The sequence below is a fragment of the Rhodanobacter sp. FDAARGOS 1247 genome (assembly GCF_016889805.1).
In the GTDB taxonomy this organism is placed as follows: Bacteria; Pseudomonadota; Gammaproteobacteria; order Xanthomonadales; family Rhodanobacteraceae; genus Rhodanobacter.
Window position 1 is genome coordinate 3,755,880 of sequence record NZ_CP069535.1, and the last position, 16,090, is coordinate 3,771,969.

Sequence of the window (16,090 nt, forward strand, 5' to 3'; positions counted from 1 at the left end):
GCTTTCATCACGCCGGGGCTATACCTTGGGTTTTCCCCGGAACAGCCGCATGGGTTCACGACCGCCACCACGTTTCGTCGTGCGCCGCCACGACGATACCGGCCATCGCCGACGCTGGTGGTGGCTGGCCCTGGCATGGCTGGCCAGCCTGCTGGTGGTGGGCCTTGTCGTAGCCTTGTTCGGCCGGCACGCCAACGCACCGGCTGTGGTGGACAACCGGCAACAACGCGCCCTGCTCGCCCAGATCGACGACCTGAAGCAGCAGCTGGCCAATCTGCAGCGCTCGGCACAGGTCAATGAAGTGGCCACGCGTTCGCTGCGGGGCACGCTGGCCCAGCGCGAAGAGGAACTCAACGGCCTGCGCGCCGACCTCGGCTTCTACTCGCGGCTGGTCGGCGGCGATGCCCAGCGGCAGGGACTGAAGTTGCAGGAAGTGAAGCTGCAGCCGATCGTCGGTTCACGCGGCTGGAACCTCAGCCTCAGCCTGACCCAGAACGCCAAGCGGGGCGACGAGGTTTCCGGCAATGCCCTGGTCAGCGTGGAAGGCCTGCGCGGCGACAAGGTGACGCGGCTGGACTGGAACGCATTGGGCGACGCCGCGCAAAAGGACGGCATGCCGTTCCGCTTCACCTATTTCCAGCAACTGCACGGCACGATCGTGTTGCCGGCGGATTTCCGCCCGACACGACTGCGCATCAGCGTGAAGCCTGCCGACGGGGAGACGGTGAACCGCGCCGTCGCCTGGGGCGACGCGCTGAGTGGCAACATCACGACCGCACAAGGGGATCACGATGCTCAACCGTAGACGCAGCGACCGCAACGATCGCAACAGCAGCCACAACGAGACCAGCCTGATTGCGCGTGGCACGTCGATCCGCGGCGACGTGCGCTTCAGTGGCGCACTGCACCTGGACGGGCGCATCGAAGGCAGCGTGGTCGGCGATGGCGAGGACGCCATGTTCACCCTCAGCGAGCACGGCCAGGTGCATGGCGAAATCCATGTGCCGCAGGCGGTGATCAACGGCCACGTGACCGGCGACGTGAACGTCAGCGTGCGGCTGGAACTGGCGCCGCAGGCGCGTATCGATGGCGACCTGCGTTACCACACCCTGGAGATGGCCGCCGGCGCCCAGGTCAACGGACGCATCACGCGCCAGGCCGAGGAAGCCCAGCGCAACCTGCCCGCGCCGGCCCAGGATGGCGGCGTGGACGAGGCAGTGCCCGCCTGACGCGCTATGCTTGCGCAGACCCGGCCACGCCCCCACTTCGAAAGCCATGGAAACCATCGTCTCGATCCCCGACTACCAGAGCAGCGGCACGCCGCTGATCTTCACCGCAGCGGCCGCGCACAAGGTGCATGAGCTGATTGCCGAAGAGGGCAATCCGGCGTTGAAGCTGCGCGTCTACATCTCCGGTGGCGGCTGTTCGGGCTTCCAGTACGGCTTTACCTTCGACGAAGCCCAGGCCGAAGACGACCTGGCGGTGGAGCGTGACGGCGTCACCCTGCTGTGCGATCCGCTGTCGCTGCAGTATCTGGGCGGCGCGCAGATCGACTACGCCGAGAACCTCAGCGGCGCGCAGTTCGTGATCAGCAATCCGAACGCGAAAACCACCTGCGGCTGCGGCTCCTCGTTCTCCGCCTGAGGAAGTTGCCGATGGACCGGGCCTGGCTTGCCCCCACCAACACCTTCGCCGGGCTCAGCCTGGTGCTCGACCGGGTCGCCGAGTCGCGCGACGAATCGACGTGGATTGTCGAGCAGGCCCGCTCGCCTGCGGCGCGTTATCTGTTGCTGGATGCCGCGGGCGAAGCCTTCCTGCGCCGCGATGGCGACCGGCTGCGCTGGCTCGACGTCGACGAACGCGAGCGCTGGCTGGGGGACACGCGGGCCAGCCTGCTCGGCGTGGCGTACGAGCGCCCGCATTTCCTGCTGGTGGCGGACGATCCCGGGCGCATCGATGAACTGGAGCGTGCCCTCGACGCACGCCGCGAAAGCCTGCGCAGCGCCGGCCTGCTGCTGGATGCCGACGAAGCCGGACTGTTTGCCTACGCCAAGGGTCTGTCGCACTGGCAACGCGAGACGCGATTCTGTACACACTGCGGCGCGGCGCTGCTGCTGGTGGCCGCCGGTCATCGCGCGCAATGCACCAACGCCGAGTGCGCGCGCCTGCATTTCCCGCGTACCGACGCGGCCGTGATCATGCTGGTCGAGCACGAGGGCGCCTGCCTGCTCGGGCGCCAGGCGGGCTGGCCCGCGGGGCGTTATTCCACGCTGGCCGGCTTCGTCGAGCCGGGCGAGGCGCTGGAGGACGCGGTGCGCCGCGAAGTGGCCGAGGAAGCCGGCGTGATCGTCGACGAGGTCCGCTACCACTCCTCGCAACCGTGGCCGATGCCTGCCTCGCTGATGGTCGGCTTCATCGCCACGGCGCGCTCAAGGCACATCGCTCGGCGCGATCACGAGCTGGAAGATGCCCGCTGGTTCACTCCGCAGCAGATCGTCGATGGCATCGCGGACGGCAGTTTCCTCCCGTCCACGCAGCTGTCGGTGTCCTACCAGTTGCTGACGTACTGGCTGCAATGTCGTGCCGGCCTCGATCTGGCCGCGCTGGTGGAGGCGGCCGCAGCACCTTGAGCCCCCGCCGAGAACTTGGTGACGCGCTGGCGGTCTGATTCGCCGCACCTCATCGGGGAATCGGACATGGCGCATGGAAGCACCCCTCTGCAGGCGCGGGAAACGCCCGCCCGTCGCCCTGACTGGTGGGCGGCGCTTCGGCGCGGTGGCATTCTCGGCCTGGTGATCTCGCTGCATCTTGGTCTGCTGGCGTTGTTGTTCGGGCCGGTCGCGCCACGCCCGCCCCCTCCATACGCGCCGCCCGCAAACCAGGGCGTGCTGCGAATCCGGCTGGTGACGCAGATTCGCGCGCATTCCCCCGCGCGCCCGATGCCGCGGCGCTCGCGCCAGGCGCGGCCGGCCTCGCCACCGCTTGCGCTCACCACGGCCACGCCGGTCCAGGCAACGGAGCCGGCTCCGGCAGTCAGGCTGATCGGGTCGTCAGCGGTTGCGGACGACTATCAGTCGCCGATCCAGAGTGGCCGCAGCGGTACGGGATCGCCGCCCACCCAGGTACGCCTTCCCGGAACGGACATCGCACGCATTCGTGCCATTTCCCTCGACGACAAGCCAGGCCTGCAACAGGTGGTGCGCAGGATGGCCGGAGCCAGCCGCTGCAAGTACGTCCGCATGAAGATGGAGCACAGCACCAACCAGTTCGTCACCGCTCAGTTGATGGACCGCGCGCTGGAGGCTGATGGGTGCGGCCCGCAGGTTCCGCATACGGCCGACGACCACACCGTCGAAGCGATCTCGCATCAGGCGATCTTCGGCGATTGAACGCGACGAGGCACCGAGGCGCGCGGGCAGTCGCATACAATGGCCCCAGTCCCTGCGAAGCTGCTTCCCCATGGCCATTCGTCTGCTTGTCGTCCTGATCGCCCTTGGTCTGCTGCACGTCGCGCCGCAACTGGCGCGCTGGCGCGGTGACGGCTGGTTCCGCCGCTGGATAGCCCAGCTGGGTGACACCAGCGGCGCGGCCCGGGTGGCGGTGGCCCTGTTGCTGCCCGCGGCGCTGTGCGTGCTGGTCGTGTGGATGCTGGGATGGTCGCCGCTGGGCGAACTGTTGCGCTTGCTGTTCGCGCTGGCCGTGCTGCTGTACTGCTTCGGTCCGCGCGAGTTCGAAGCGGATCTGGAGGCGATTCTGCGCGCCCCGGACGACGCCAGCCGCGAGGCAGCGGCACAGGCTCTGGCCGACGATGGCAACCCGGTCGCCTGGAACGCTCCCGCGCTCGGCGAGGCGGTGGCCTACGCCGCGTTGCGCCGGCGTTTCGCGGTGTTGTTCTGGTTTTTCCTGCTCGGGCCCGTGGGCGCCTTGCTCTACCGCTTGGGGCAGACGCTGGGCCGCAGCGACTCGCTGCACCTCGACACGACCACCCGGCGCGTTGCCGACCAGGTCGCCAATGCGCTGGACTGGTTGCCGGCACAGCTGCTTACTTTCACCCTGGCCGTGGTCGGCCATTGGGATGCCGTGATCGACGCGTGGCGCCGCTGGCACAGCCAGGCTGCGCCAACCAGCTGGTACAGCAGCGGCCCAGGCTTTCTGGGCGCTGCAGCCAGGGCCGACGTGGTCACCGACATCGAGGCGGGCGACGGTTACGCCGAGGAACACAGCGATCCGCTGGGCGAACTGCGGCGGCTACAGGGCGCCCTGTTGCGGGCGTTGCTGGCGTGGCTGAGCGTGGTGGCGCTGGTGGTGATCGGCAGCTGGGTGGGTTGAGCGACTCGCTCAGGCCAGGTCGCCGCGCAACTCGCGAACGCGCGCCTCCAGTGCCGCGGCGCCGGCGTTCTCCGGCTGCCGTGGCGCATCAACCACCAGCTCCACTCGTGCGCGGAAACGGCGAGGCAGGCGGGAACGGCCCAGCATCGAGTCACGCCGGCTCCATACGCTGCCCCACAGGCCGCGCAGGGCCATCGGCACCACCGGCACGGGCCGCCTGGCGAGAATCTTCTCCACGCCCGCCCGGAACGGCGCTATCGCGCCATCGCCGGTGAGTCCACCCTCGGGGAAGATGCAGACCACCTCGCCATTGGCCAGTGCGGCGTCGATCGCATCGTAGGCCTCTTGCAGCACGGCAGGGTCTTCCCGGTGACCGGCGATCGGGATCGCCTTGGCCGTACGGAACACGAAGCTGAGCACGGGGATCCGGAAGATCTTGTAATACATCACGAACCGCATGGGGCGGCGCAGATTGGCCATCAGCAGCAGCGGATCCATGAAGCTGACGTGGTTGCACACCAGCAGAACGGGGCCCTCCTCGGGAATCCTTTCACTGCCGTCCACGCGCACCCGGTACAAGGTGTTCACCAGCACCCAGGTAATGAAGCGCATCACGAACTCGGGCACCAGGGTGAAGATGTACCAGGCCACCAGCACGTTGAGCAGCGAGGCCGCCAGGAAGATCTGCGACGCGCCGAAGCCCAGCAAGCCCAGGCCGAGTCCGAAGCCCGACGCCAGCACGATCAGCAGGGCGTTGAGGATGTTGGTGCCGGCGATGATCCGCGACAGCTTCTCGCGCGGCGCGCGCGCCTGCACGTAGGCAAACAGCGGCACCACGTAGAACCCCGCGAACGCGCCGATCAGGGTGAGGTCCAGCGCGATCCGCCAGCTTCCCGCCGAGTGCAGGAAGCCCAGCCAGTCCAGCCCTCGCACCGTGGCCACGCCATGACGCGCGAAGTACAGGTCCACACCAAACGCGGTCAGCCCGAACGCGCCCAGCGGAACCAAGCCGATTTCCACGCGGCGACCCGACATGCGCTCGCACAGCAGCGCCCCGGCGCCAGTGCCGATCGAGAACAGGGTCAGCACCAACGTATTGACCGAACCATCGCCACCCAGCGTCTCGCGCGTATAGATCGGCAGCTGCGCGATCAGGACCGTGCCGAAAAACCAGAACCAGGAAATGCCCAGTATCGCGTTGAACACCGGGCGGTCGGCCCGGGTTATCGCCAGCACGCGGGCCGTTTCGCTGAACATGTTCCAGTTGAACTTCAGCTCCGGCGCGGTCGCCGGCGCAGGCGGAATCCTGCGGCAGACCAGATAGCCCGCCACGGCCACCGCGATGGTCGCGCCCGAGGCCAGCAACGGACCGATACCCGCCACCAGCATCAGCGAGTTGCCGGCGATCATGCCCACCAGCATCGCCATCTGCGTGCCCATCTCGACCAGGCCATTGCCACCGACCAGTTCATCGCGCTTCAGCGCCTGGGGAAGGATCGCGTACTTGATTGGCCCGAACATGGTCGAGTGCATGCCCATCATGAACAGCACCACCAGTAACAACGAAGTGTGGTGCGTGTAGAAGCCATAGGCGGCCAGCACCATCGCGCCGATCTCGAACAGCTTCACGTAACGGATGATCCGCGTCTTCTCGTACTTCTCGGCCAGCTGTCCGGCAGTGGCGGAGAACAGGAAGAACGGAATGATGAACAGCGCCGGCGCAAGATTCGTGTAGATCGAGGCGACGTGCTCGCTCAGGCCCATCTGGTAGGCCACCAGCATCACCAGCGCATTGCGAAACGCATTGTCGTTGAAGGCACCCAGCGCCTGGGTCCAGAAGAACGGCGCGAAGCGGCGCTTGCCCAGCAATGCGAATTGGCTCATGCGTTTCCCTGTCTTGATATGCATCTTGCCAAAGGGCTTTGCCACCCGGGTCGACTCAGATCGAGATTCCACAACCTAGGTCAGCTTTTGAAGCTTACAAGACGAAGGCATCGACGCCAAAAAAAAAGCTGCCGGGAAGCCGGCAGCTTTTCTGAATCACAGCGGTGTATTGCTGACTGGAAATGAACGATCACCCGGATCGACTGCCGGACCATCACTGGTCCGGCAAGCCTTCCCGACTTCAGGACATCAGAAGTCGTAGTTGATGGTGAAACGCACGTAGCGCGGAGCACCGTAGCTGATCACGCGATCACGCGAGGAGTAAACCACGTTCACGCCGCCGTTCTCGCCAATCTCCGTCACGTTCTGCGCAACCTGCTTGTTCAGCACGTTGAACACGTCGACCTTGAACGCCAAGCCCGGAGCCCAGTTCGGCATGTAAGCCGCATTCAGGCTGAGCTGGATGTCCACCGGCGTGCGGCCGTTGGCACCGCGCGGGGTCGCCTGGCCACCACAGTAGTGGTAGTACGGACCGTAGCTCAGGTAAGTCTCCCAGAACTCCTGACCGCTCTGCGTCGTACCGGTACCGTCGGCGTTCGGAGCACCCGGCGGGTTGTAGCCGCCTGCACCCGTGTAGTAACCCAGGCACTGCTTCGGGCGACCGGTACGGGCAACCAGGGCAGCGCCAGCACGCCATTCCGGGTTGATCTGATAGAAGCCGTAAGCCTTCACGACGTGACGACGGTCATTCGGCAGGTTGCCGCCGCCGTATTCCATCAGCTCCTTGTGATCGAACAGCACGGTCTGCGAGACGTCGCCCTGACCGATGTCGGAGTTCAGCTGGCCTTCGTCGTTACCGTAGTTGTGCGACAGGGTGTAGTCGACGCGACCGAACCACTTGCCATCGAACGGATGCTCGAGGAAGAGATCCAGGCCGATGTACTTGCGCTTCAAGTACATCCCCATGTCCTCCTTGGAGTACGGCACGGGGACCAGGTCGGTGCTGCCGGCAGCGTCCGGAATGTCGAGCAACATGACGTTGTTCTCACCCGGGTTGAACAGGCGGCAATCCGGCGAATAGCTGTAGTTCGGGTCGATCGCGATGTTGTTCTCGACCATGTACTTCAGCATCGGCCGGTTGTCGCACTGGTCGTCGATCGCGGACTTCAGCTCGCGGTACTGCAGGCGGGCGCCCCAGTTCCAGTCCGAACCAATGGCCTGCTGCATGCCCAGGATGAATTCGTCCTGGTAATGCGACTTCAGGTTCTGCGCCGCAACGGTGCGCGGATCCGGAGCCTGGCCAAATTCGTTATTGGACGAGTACGGTCCACCGATCAACGCCGTGCCCTGCGGCGCACCCGTCACCGGATCGATACCGGTGAAGGTGTAATACGTTTCGGTGTAGGTGGAGCCGGCAGCGCCACGGACAGCCACGTTCAGCGGCATGGCCAGGAAGTACCGACCAGCGTTGCCGTAGATCTTCAGCGTGGAGTCGCCGTTGACGTCCCAGGTGAAGCCCAGACGCGGCGCCCACTGGTTCTTCTGCTCGACGTAGGCAATGCCATCCGAGTTGTAGTTGGTGAAGCTGTCGTTGCGCACGCCCAGCGACAGCAACCAGCGATCGGTCAACTGCCAGCGATCCTCGGCGTAATAGGCCTTCTGCTCGACCTTGAACTTGCCGCCGTTGGTGAACACGTACTGGTCGACATAGTCGCTGTTCGGCGTGGTGGTGTAGCCGCCCTGCTCGGTGGTGCCGTCATCCGTGTGGTAGTAGATCCAGCTGTAGCCGGGGCCGGTCATCGCCGTGCCGGCCTCCGATTCCGAGTTCGACACGTCGTAGCCGAAGCTCAGGTCGTGATCGCCCAGGTGCCATTCCAGGTCGACGCGATAGCCGTCGGTCTTGTCATAGGCATCCGGGTCGGCAAGCGTGGTGTACGGCTGGAGGCCGGTGACCGGATTGGCGGAGTGGGCCGGACGGGAGTCGGTGACGGCGACATCGTTCGGGTTGTAGCCGAACGGTGCCGAGAAGTGCACCGTGTCCTGCTTGCCGTACATCGCCGACAGGGTCAGGTTGTCGGTCAGGTAGCTGGTGAACTTGCCGATGTAGGTTTCGCCGCCATCCTTGTAGCGGTAGCCGCCGGCCTTGTTGGTACCGTGGGTGCTGTCAGCGAAATTCCACGAGAAGTTGTCGATGTCCTGACCAGTCTTGTCGGAGATCGCGGTGAATTCGAGCATGTTGCTGTCGTTGATGTTCCAGTCGACCTTGGCCAGCCAGCGCGGGCTCTTGTAAGCCGTCTCGGTGTAGCCCTGGGTGGGGCTGCCGCCGCGAACCGAACCCGCGTCGTAATTGCGATCGGTCCACTCGCCGGTGACATAGACGAACAGGCGATCCTTGATCAGCGGACCGGACGCATAGGCGCCATAGGTCAGGCTGTTGTCGCTGATGGTGCCACGATCCGAATACAGCAGGCCGGCACTCGATGCGCCGGTATCGTTGGCGTAATAGATGTCGCGGCGACCTGCGCGAAGGCTTTCCGGGCTCCAAGTGGCCGTAGCGCCGAATTTCCATTCGTTGCTGCCCGACTTGGTCACCACGCTGATCACGCCACCGGTGGAACGGCCGTAACGGGCGCTGTAACCGCCGGTGAGCACCTGTTCCGACTGGATGGCGTCAAACGGCAAGGTGGTGGAACCGATGTTGGTCAGCGCGTTGGTGACCGGATAGCCATTGATGTAGTAGGCGTTTTCGGAAGCAGCTGCGCCACCGAAGGACACCGAGTTGCCGTAGCGCGAGTCCGCCGGGATGACGCTGGGCGCAAGGACAGCGGCCTGGGTGATGTCACGCGCCACCGGAACGTTCCGCAGGATGGTCGCGCTCAGTTCGGTGGAGGTATCTACCCGGCTGACGTCGATCGACGGCAGCTGGTTGGCCGACACCGTCACGGCCCCCAGTTCCTGGGCGACGAAGTCGACTTCGGTACCGCCGGCGGCGCCGACGTAGATGCTACGGCTGCCGCCCGTCTGTTCGCCGTTGTTGCTGGCAGTGACGGTGTAGTTGCCGATCTGCAGCTCGCTCGCGCGGAAACGACCCTTGGCGTCTGCCGTGATCGTACGGGTCTGTCCCGTATCGGTGTTGACGATCTTGATCTGGCTGCCCGCAGCGGCGTCGCCGAAAATGGAGCCAGCGGAGCGTGACTGCGCAACGGCTGAGCCGCCGACCAGGCTCAACGCCAAGCCGATTGCCAAGGCCGAGCGGCGCAGGTGAATACCATTAGTGTTACGAAGTTTCATTTGAATAGTCTCCCCATACTTACCCAAAGAACGGACTGCCAAAAAGTCGGCAATGTTAAAAAATGACCGATCACCGACAAAACGTTTTGATCGTCATGTCGCAAGAAGCTGCTGACACTTTCTCAAGGATTGCTGCTTCGATGCCCTTCGAAACACTTTGCGAAAACCTTGGAGCGGCTCATATCACCGCATCGTTGCCGGGTGCAGCGATACCTCCCGACTACGGACGCTACCTGCGCCCATAACATTTTGTCAACAATTTCTTGTGGCGAAAACTTGCGCGCGCAGAAATTTTCACCCCATACTCTTGCGCACGGACCTGGCGCACGGAGTCGTCTGAAGACGCCTCTTCGGAAGACTTGTAGCGTTTGCCCGACCGAGGAGCGTGGATCTCCCCTCAAAAACGCCTGCCATTCCGCAAAATATCAAGGACTTCAGACACGTTTGGAGGCATCGACCGATGGCGACCTTGCATGAAGCATGGACAGTGGCTGACTGAGGCTGGCAACTACGACTACAACTGAAGTCATCCTCGATATGTGAGCTCGACCACGCACGGGTTCTGCATGCGGGGGACAATCCTCCCCACACGTTTCCAAGGTTGGGGCGAAGCTTGCACCCACGCCATTCCCGCACGCGCTCGTGGGACGTCTGTTCGTCGAAGGCCAGCCGGGGCTGATGCGGGATGTGGGTATCAGCGGCGCCCCGGAGCTGGATCCACGTCGATCATGTCCGTGAAATTTTTGCGTACGATCGCTGTCTGTGATGCATGTACAACCCGAAGGGTTGCTGCACAGAGGCGTTGACCCAGGCATTGTTGAAGCTTCCGCAAGGTTGAAGCTTCTGCAAGCAACGCTCCGGGAGGTGAGCGGCGGAACGGTGAACGTTCGCACTTCCACACGCTTCCACACTAAACTTACCTCGTTGATTTCATAGAAAATAGAAGAAAGACCCTCCCCCCACACCCAAGTCGGGCTTCTCATGAAAACGCAAATCACTGCAATTCAGGCAACCGATACAACAGCCACGTCGTCGTTCTCCGACCGGATCAAATTGCTCATACAACACGTTGGCAGTGCCACGGCGATCGCAAGAATGTGTGGTTTCTCAGAGGGTGTCGTGCGCAGCTGGCGTGATGGCAATACGGATCCCTCTCGCGCACGCTGCGTCACACTGGCACGCACCTTGGGAATCTCGCTGGTCTGGCTGGTGGCTGGCGAGGGCGGCTTGCAGACCGAGGCGAACTCGGCGCCTTATGAAGAACAGCGCAATTCAGAAGGGGTCGTCGCGCACCGGCTGCAGAATCGAACACAGTCTTCTGGTGCCGAGAACAAGGTAGACGCGCAACGGTTGAATACCGCGGTAAGTGTCCTGCAGTCGGAGCTGAGCCTGGCCGATAGCCAGCTTTCGTTGACAGACAATGCCGACCTGCTTACCCAGCTCTATGAAATTCTGGGTCCCAGTGGTTCGCACGTGGATCCTCAAGCCATGGTGGCGTTCAACCAGCAGCTTGGTGAGCGCATCCGCAAGGTTCGCGAGGCGGCCTGATCTTGTAAAAAAGCATGACAGCCCTTGGCTGCCATGCTTTTTTATAGCGCCTTCAAAGCAGCGCGATATCGGCGATCGCGCCGAACTGTGTCTTCAACTGGTTGAGCAGCGCCAGGCGATTGGCGCGCACGGCAGGGTCGTCGGCATTCACCAGCACGCTGTCGAAGAATGCATCGACGGGCGCCTGCAGGTGGGACAGGCGCGCCAGGACAGCGGCATAGTCTCCGGCATCCAGCGCAGCGGCGCTGTCGTGCTGCGCCGAGGCCAGGGCATCGGCCAGCTCGCGTTCCGCGTCGGTTTCGAAGCGGGCCGGATCCACGATCCGCCCGATCGACGGTGCGCCCGCCTCTTCGGCCTGCTTGCGCAGGATGTTGCCAACGCGTTTGTTGGCGGCAGCCAGACTCATCGCCTCGGCGCAGCGGCCGAACTCGGCAACAGCCCGCAGGCGCCGATCGAAGTCGGCCAGGCTGGCAGGCTGCACCGCTAGCACGGCCTCGAACTGGTTATGGTCGAAGCCTTGCTCGGCGTAATAGCCACGCAGCCGATCGAGCACGAAGTCGTACAGTTCATCGAGCAGGATGGCGCGCCGCTGGGCGGCGTTGAGTGTCGGCGGCTTGCCGTCCTTGCCTGGCTTGAGACCTGCAGCGAGGGCTGCATCAGGGATCAACTCCAATGCCTCGATGAAGCTTCCGCGCAAGTCCAGCTCCAGGCCACCTTCGATCAGGGTGCGCGCCAGGCCCAACGCGGCGCGGCGCAGGGCGAACGGATCCTTGTTGCCGCCGGGCTTCATGCCGACGGCAAAGATGCCCGCCAGGGTATCGAACCGTTCGGCCACCGCCAGCACCTGGCCCAGCTTGTCCGCGGCAATGCGATCACCGCCGAAGCGTGGCTGGTAATAGCTGTCCAGCGCCTCGGCCACGACCGCGGGTTCACCGTCGTGGCTGGCGTAGTAGCGCCCCATCACCCCCTGCAATTCGGGGAACTCGCCGACCATGCGGGTCAGCAGGTCGCACTTGGCCAGGCTGGCCGCCCGCGTGGCCGCGCCGGCGTCGACACCGGTCCGGTTGGCGATGATCCGCGCCAGTTCCGCCACGCGCACGCTCTTGTCCCACAGGCTGCCCAGCGCCTGCTGGTAGGTGACTCCCTTGAGCTGCTCCTGGTAGCTGGCCAGCGGAGTCTTCAGGTCCTCATCCCAGAAGAACTTGGCGTCGGCGAAGCGCGGCCGGATCACGCGCTCGTAACCCTTGCGGATCTCGGAAGGGTTCGTGCTTTCGACGTTGGCGATGCCGATGAAATGCTCGGTGAGGTTGCCGCTGGCGTCGAACACCGGGACGAACTTCTGGTTTGCCACCATGGTGGTGACCAGCGCCTCGGGCGGTACGGCGAGGAACTCGCGTTCGAAGGTGCAGGCGATCGCCACCGGCCATTCGGTGAGGTTGGCCAGTTCGTCAAGCAGGGCATCGTCCAGTCGGGGTACCCCGCCGGTGGCGCCCGCCACCTGTTCGATCTGGTCCTGGATGCGCTGGCGTCGCTCGCGAGGATCGGCCAGCACGTTGCAGGCACGCATGGCATCCAGCCAGCCGTCGGCATCGGCCACGTGCACCGGTTGCGGGTGCATGAAGCGATGACCGCGTGACTTGCGCCCGCTGCGCAGCCCCAGAACTTCGCCATCGATGATCTCGGCCCCGTGCAGGATCACCAGCCAATGGGCTGGTCGCACGAAACTGTAATCGTGATCGGCCCAGCGCATCGGGCGCGGGATCGGCAATGCCTTCAGCGCCTCGTCGACGATTTCCGGCAGCAACGCCGCCACCGGCTGGCCCGGCTTCACGCTGCGCCAGACAAACCAGCTGCCCTTGTCCGTTTCAAGTTTCTCCAGCTCGTCCACACCGACGCCGCACGACTGCGCAAACCCCAGCAGGGCCTTCGATGGCTGGCCTTCGGCATCCAGCGCGGCGTTCAGCGCAGGACCCCGGCGCTCGATCGTCTGCTCCGGCTGGGCCACGACCACGGCGGGGATATGGACGGCCAAACGACGTGGCGAGGCGTAGGCTTGCGCCTGGTCAAGCGCGGCGCCGATGCTGCGCCGGGCCAATCCGTCGCAGATCCCGCGCAGGAACGCGGCGGACAATTCGTCGAGCGCCTTCGGCGGCAATTCTTCCGTACCCAGCTCGATCAGCAGTGACTTGGCGGCGCTCATGCAGCCTGCTCCTTGTGGCCCGCAGTGGGAGTCTGCTTCAGACCCGGGAAGCCGAGTTTCTCGCGTTGCGCCACATAGGTTTCGGCGACGCCGCGCGACAACGTGCGTACGCGCAGGATGTAGCGCTGGCGCTCGGTGACGCTGATCGCACGGCGCGCATCGAGAAGATTGAAGGTATGGCTGGCCTTCATCACCTGCTCGTACGCCGGCAAGGGCAGGTTGGCGGCGATCAGCTGGTTGGCGGTGGTCTCGCAGACATCGAACCAGCGCAACAACTCGGGCACGTTGGCGTGTTCGAAGTTGTAGGTGCTCTGCTCGACCTCGTTCTGATGGAACACGTCGCCGTAGGTCACCGTGCCGCGCGGGCCATCGGTCCAGATCAGGTCGTAGACGTTGTCCACGTTCTGCAGATACATGGCCAGCCGTTCCAGGCCGTAGGTGATCTCGCCGGTGACCGGACGACACTCCAGGCCGCCGGCCTGCTGGAAGTAGGTGAACTGGGTCACTTCCATGCCGTTCAACCAGACTTCCCAGCCGAGCCCCCAGGCACCGAGCGTGGGCGACTCCCAGTTGTCCTCGACGAAGCGCAGGTCATGCACCAGCGGATCCAGCCCCAGCTCCCTGAGCGAGCCGATGTACAACTCCAGGATGTTCTCGGGATTGGGCTTCATCACCACCTGATACTGATAGTAGTGCTGCAGGCGATTGGGATTCTGGCCGTAGCGACCATCGGTGGGACGACGCGACGGTTGCACATAGGCGGCCGCCCAGGGTTCCGGACCCAACGCCCGCAGGAAGGTGGCGGGATGGAAGGTGCCGGCGCCGACCTCGGTATCGAGCGGCTGCAACAGCACACAGCCCTGCGCCGCCCAATAGCGGTTGAGGGTCTGGATCACATCCTGGAAGGTACGTGCGGACATGGCTTTCCGTGACCTGGATTAAAGCGCGTTAGTATAGCTGCAGCTTGCTTTCGCACTGGGCTGCGCCCGGAAATGCATGGGGGATACCGCCGGATGGCCGCTTCACCGCAAATCGCTTCACTGCTTGGCCGCCGGGGTCGATTGGAGCTGGACGAACTGCTGGCAGCCCTGGTCGTGGATGGCTACCTGCTGGCCGACGACGCCAAGCAGGTTCGCATCGGCAACCGGGCCGGTCGCAGCACGGTGGAGCTGCATCCGCTGGTGGTGATCGCCAACGCCAAACTGCTCAACCAGCGCGATCCGGGCCGTCCTTTGAGTCTGGAGGGCCTGACCGAATGGTTGGCCGGCCATGCCGGGCTGCCGTATCTGAAGATCGATCCGATGAAGATCAATGTCGCGGCGGCGACCCAGGTGGTCAGCCAGGCCTATGCCAAGCGGCATCGCATCCTGCCGATCGCGGCCGCACCCGGCGAAGTGACGTTCGCCACCTGCGAACCGTTCGAGTCTGGCTGGGCGCCGGACCTGAGCCAGATGCTGCGCCGGGACATCCGGCGGGTGGTGGCCAGTCCCATCGACATCAATCGCTACCTGCAGGAATTCTACGGCGTCCAGCGCTCGATCCAGCTGGCGCAGGATGCCAAGAACGGCAGCGACGCCTCGTCGGCCATCCTCAACTTCGAGCAACTGGTCGAACTGGGCAAGAGCGGCGAAGTCGGTGCGGACGATCGCCACGTGGTGCATATCGTCGACTGGCTGCTGCAATACGCGTTCGAGCAGCGGGCCTCCGACATCCACCTGGAGCCGCGCCGCGAAACGGGCCATATCCGCTTCCGCATCGACGGCATCATGCAGAAGGTTTTCGAGCTGCCCTCGCCGGTGATGACCGCGGTCACCGCCCGCATCAAGATCCTGGCGCGCATGGATGTCGCCGAGAAGCGCCGCCCGCAGGACGGCCGCATCAAGACACGCTCTTCCTCCGGACGCGAGGTCGAGTTGCGCATCTCGAACATGCCCACCGCGTTCGGTGAGAAGGTGGTGATGCGCATCTTCGATCCCGACCTGGTGGTGAAGGACTTCGCGCAACTGGGCTTCTCGCCTGTCGAGGGTGCGAACTGGCGCAGCATGGTCGAGCGGCCGCACGGCATCGTGCTGGTCACCGGTCCGACCGGCTCGGGCAAGACCACCACGCTGTATTCCACGCTGAAGCATCTGGCCACGCCGGAGCTCAACGTGTGCACCGTGGAAGATCCGATCGAGATGGTCTCGCCGGAGTTCAACCAGATGCAGGTGCATGCGGCGATCGACCTGGATTTCGCCGCCGGCGTCAGGACCCTGCTGCGACAGGACCCGGACATCATCATGATCGGCGAGATCCGCGACCTGGAGACGGCCCAGATGGCCGTGCAGGCCTCGCTGACCGGCCATCTGGTGCTGTCCACGCTGCATACCAACGATGCGCCGAGCGCGGTCACCCGCCTGCTCGACCTGGGCGTTCCTCACTATCTGATCCAGTCGACCCTTACCGGCGTGGTGGCGCAGCGACTGGTGCGCACCCTCTGCCCGCATTGCAAACGGGCCAGCGTGCAGGACCCCCACGCCTGGAACGTACTCGTCCATGGCTGGGACTTGCCGCTGCCAGCGCAGGTGTTCCAGCCCGTCGGATGTCTCGAATGCCGCAATACCGGCTTCCTCGGGCGCACCGGCATTTACGAGATGCTGAAACTGTCGCCCCGCCTGCGCGGGATGATTTCGGCCCACTTCGACCTGAGCGGGTTCGGCCAGGCCGCCCTGTCCGAGGGGATGCGTCCGTTGCGCATCTCCGCCGCCGACCAGGTGGCGGCGGGTCTGACCACCGTGCAGGAAATCCTCACTGTGCTGCCGCCGATCGATGCGTTCGAAGACGGGCAGCCCTGACTAC

12 protein-coding genes are annotated in these 16,090 nt (G+C 64.5%); 8 read left to right on the plus strand and 4 right to left on the minus strand.

What is annotated here, in order from left to right:
* Positions 1 to 49 precede the first annotated feature (49 nt).
* The 6 genes from I6J77_RS17015 (at position 50) to ampE (ending at position 4,329) form a co-directional block, all read left to right on the plus strand.
* On the plus strand, positions 50 to 805 hold the full coding sequence (locus I6J77_RS17015; RefSeq protein ID WP_204109950.1) for a DUF6776 family protein: 756 nt from the start codon (positions 50 to 52) through the stop codon (positions 803 to 805).
* Positions 792 to 1,229: a polymer-forming cytoskeletal protein gene (locus I6J77_RS17020; protein ID WP_204109951.1), complete on the plus strand. Its 438-nt coding sequence runs from the start codon at positions 792 to 794 to the stop codon at positions 1,227 to 1,229. Before I6J77_RS17015 ends, I6J77_RS17020 begins: the two co-directional genes overlap by 14 nt.
* A gap of 46 nt (positions 1,230 to 1,275) precedes the next feature.
* Positions 1,276 to 1,644 (plus strand): iron-sulfur cluster insertion protein ErpA, encoded by a 369-nt coding sequence (gene erpA / locus I6J77_RS17025; protein WP_007806944.1) that lies wholly within the window; start codon positions 1,276 to 1,278, stop codon positions 1,642 to 1,644.
* An 11-nt stretch (positions 1,645 to 1,655) separates the two neighbouring features.
* Positions 1,656 to 2,630 carry an NAD(+) diphosphatase gene (gene nudC / locus I6J77_RS17030; RefSeq protein WP_204109952.1) on the plus strand — a complete coding sequence of 325 codons (975 nt, stop codon included), beginning with the start codon at positions 1,656 to 1,658 and terminating at the stop codon, positions 2,628 to 2,630.
* A gap of 66 nt (positions 2,631 to 2,696) precedes the next feature.
* A complete protein-coding gene (locus tag I6J77_RS17865; protein WP_239309082.1) occupies positions 2,697 to 3,389 on the plus strand; it encodes a hypothetical protein in 693 nt (230 codons plus the stop codon).
* 70 nt (positions 3,390 to 3,459) lie between these two features.
* On the plus strand, positions 3,460 to 4,329 hold the full coding sequence (ampE, locus tag I6J77_RS17040) for a regulatory signaling modulator protein AmpE (protein ID WP_204109953.1): 870 nt from the start codon (positions 3,460 to 3,462) through the stop codon (positions 4,327 to 4,329).
* 9 nt (positions 4,330 to 4,338) lie between these two features.
* Here the strand turns inward: ampE and I6J77_RS17045 are convergent, their stop codons facing one another.
* Both I6J77_RS17045 and I6J77_RS17050 read right to left on the minus strand, forming a co-directional pair.
* Positions 4,339 to 6,213 (minus strand): MFS transporter, encoded by a 1,875-nt coding sequence (locus I6J77_RS17045; RefSeq protein ID WP_204109954.1) that lies wholly within the window; start codon positions 6,211 to 6,213, stop codon positions 4,339 to 4,341.
* Between the two features lie 249 nt (positions 6,214 to 6,462).
* The gene (locus I6J77_RS17050; protein ID WP_204109955.1) at positions 6,463 to 9,504 is read right to left on the minus strand and encodes a TonB-dependent receptor; all 3,042 of its coding nucleotides are present in this window, start codon (positions 9,502 to 9,504) and stop codon (positions 6,463 to 6,465) included.
* Between the two features lie 981 nt (positions 9,505 to 10,485).
* Here I6J77_RS17050 and I6J77_RS17055 point away from each other — a divergent pair.
* A complete protein-coding gene (locus I6J77_RS17055; RefSeq protein ID WP_204109956.1) occupies positions 10,486 to 11,052 on the plus strand; it encodes a helix-turn-helix transcriptional regulator in 567 nt (188 codons plus the stop codon).
* A gap of 52 nt (positions 11,053 to 11,104) precedes the next feature.
* On the opposite strand, the gene glyS is transcribed toward I6J77_RS17055, so the two are convergent.
* Both glyS and glyQ read right to left on the minus strand, forming a co-directional pair.
* Positions 11,105 to 13,252 (minus strand): glycine--tRNA ligase subunit beta, encoded by a 2,148-nt coding sequence (glyS, locus tag I6J77_RS17060; protein ID WP_204109957.1) that lies wholly within the window; start codon positions 13,250 to 13,252, stop codon positions 11,105 to 11,107.
* Positions 13,249 to 14,172: a glycine--tRNA ligase subunit alpha gene (gene glyQ, locus I6J77_RS17065; protein WP_204109958.1), complete on the minus strand. Its 924-nt coding sequence runs from the start codon at positions 14,170 to 14,172 to the stop codon at positions 13,249 to 13,251. The genes glyS and glyQ overlap by 4 nt, the downstream gene beginning before the upstream one ends.
* Positions 14,173 to 14,265: 93 nt before the next feature.
* Between glyQ and I6J77_RS17070 the strand changes: the two genes are divergently transcribed.
* Positions 14,266 to 16,086, plus strand: coding sequence for a GspE/PulE family protein (locus I6J77_RS17070; RefSeq protein ID WP_204109959.1), 1,821 nt, complete (start codon positions 14,266 to 14,268; stop codon positions 16,084 to 16,086).
* The last annotated feature ends 4 nt before the right edge of the window (positions 16,087 to 16,090 follow it).

Excerpts from the sequence above, each read along its gene's own strand:
- I6J77_RS17015 (WP_204109950.1), top strand. The coding sequence starts at position 50 with ATGGGTTCACGACCGCCACCACGTTTCGTCGTGCGCCGCCACGACGAT.
- I6J77_RS17020 (WP_204109951.1), top strand. The coding sequence starts at position 792 with ATGCTCAACCGTAGACGCAGCGACCGCAACGATCGCAACAGCAGCCAC.
- erpA (WP_007806944.1), top strand. The coding sequence starts at position 1,276 with ATGGAAACCATCGTCTCGATCCCCGACTACCAGAGCAGCGGCACGCCG.
- nudC (WP_204109952.1), top strand. The coding sequence starts at position 1,656 with ATGGACCGGGCCTGGCTTGCCCCCACCAACACCTTCGCCGGGCTCAGC.
- I6J77_RS17865 (WP_239309082.1), top strand. The coding sequence starts at position 2,697 with ATGGCGCATGGAAGCACCCCTCTGCAGGCGCGGGAAACGCCCGCCCGT.
- ampE (WP_204109953.1), top strand. The coding sequence starts at position 3,460 with ATGGCCATTCGTCTGCTTGTCGTCCTGATCGCCCTTGGTCTGCTGCAC.
- I6J77_RS17045 (WP_204109954.1), bottom strand. The coding sequence starts at position 6,213 with ATGAGCCAATTCGCATTGCTGGGCAAGCGCCGCTTCGCGCCGTTCTTC.
- I6J77_RS17050 (WP_204109955.1), bottom strand. The coding sequence starts at position 9,504 with ATGAAACTTCGTAACACTAATGGTATTCACCTGCGCCGCTCGGCCTTG.
- I6J77_RS17055 (WP_204109956.1), top strand. The coding sequence starts at position 10,486 with ATGAAAACGCAAATCACTGCAATTCAGGCAACCGATACAACAGCCACG.
- glyS (WP_204109957.1), bottom strand. The coding sequence starts at position 13,252 with ATGAGCGCCGCCAAGTCACTGCTGATCGAGCTGGGTACGGAAGAATTG.
- glyQ (WP_204109958.1), bottom strand. The coding sequence starts at position 14,172 with ATGTCCGCACGTACCTTCCAGGATGTGATCCAGACCCTCAACCGCTAT.
- I6J77_RS17070 (WP_204109959.1), top strand. The coding sequence starts at position 14,266 with ATGGCCGCTTCACCGCAAATCGCTTCACTGCTTGGCCGCCGGGGTCGA.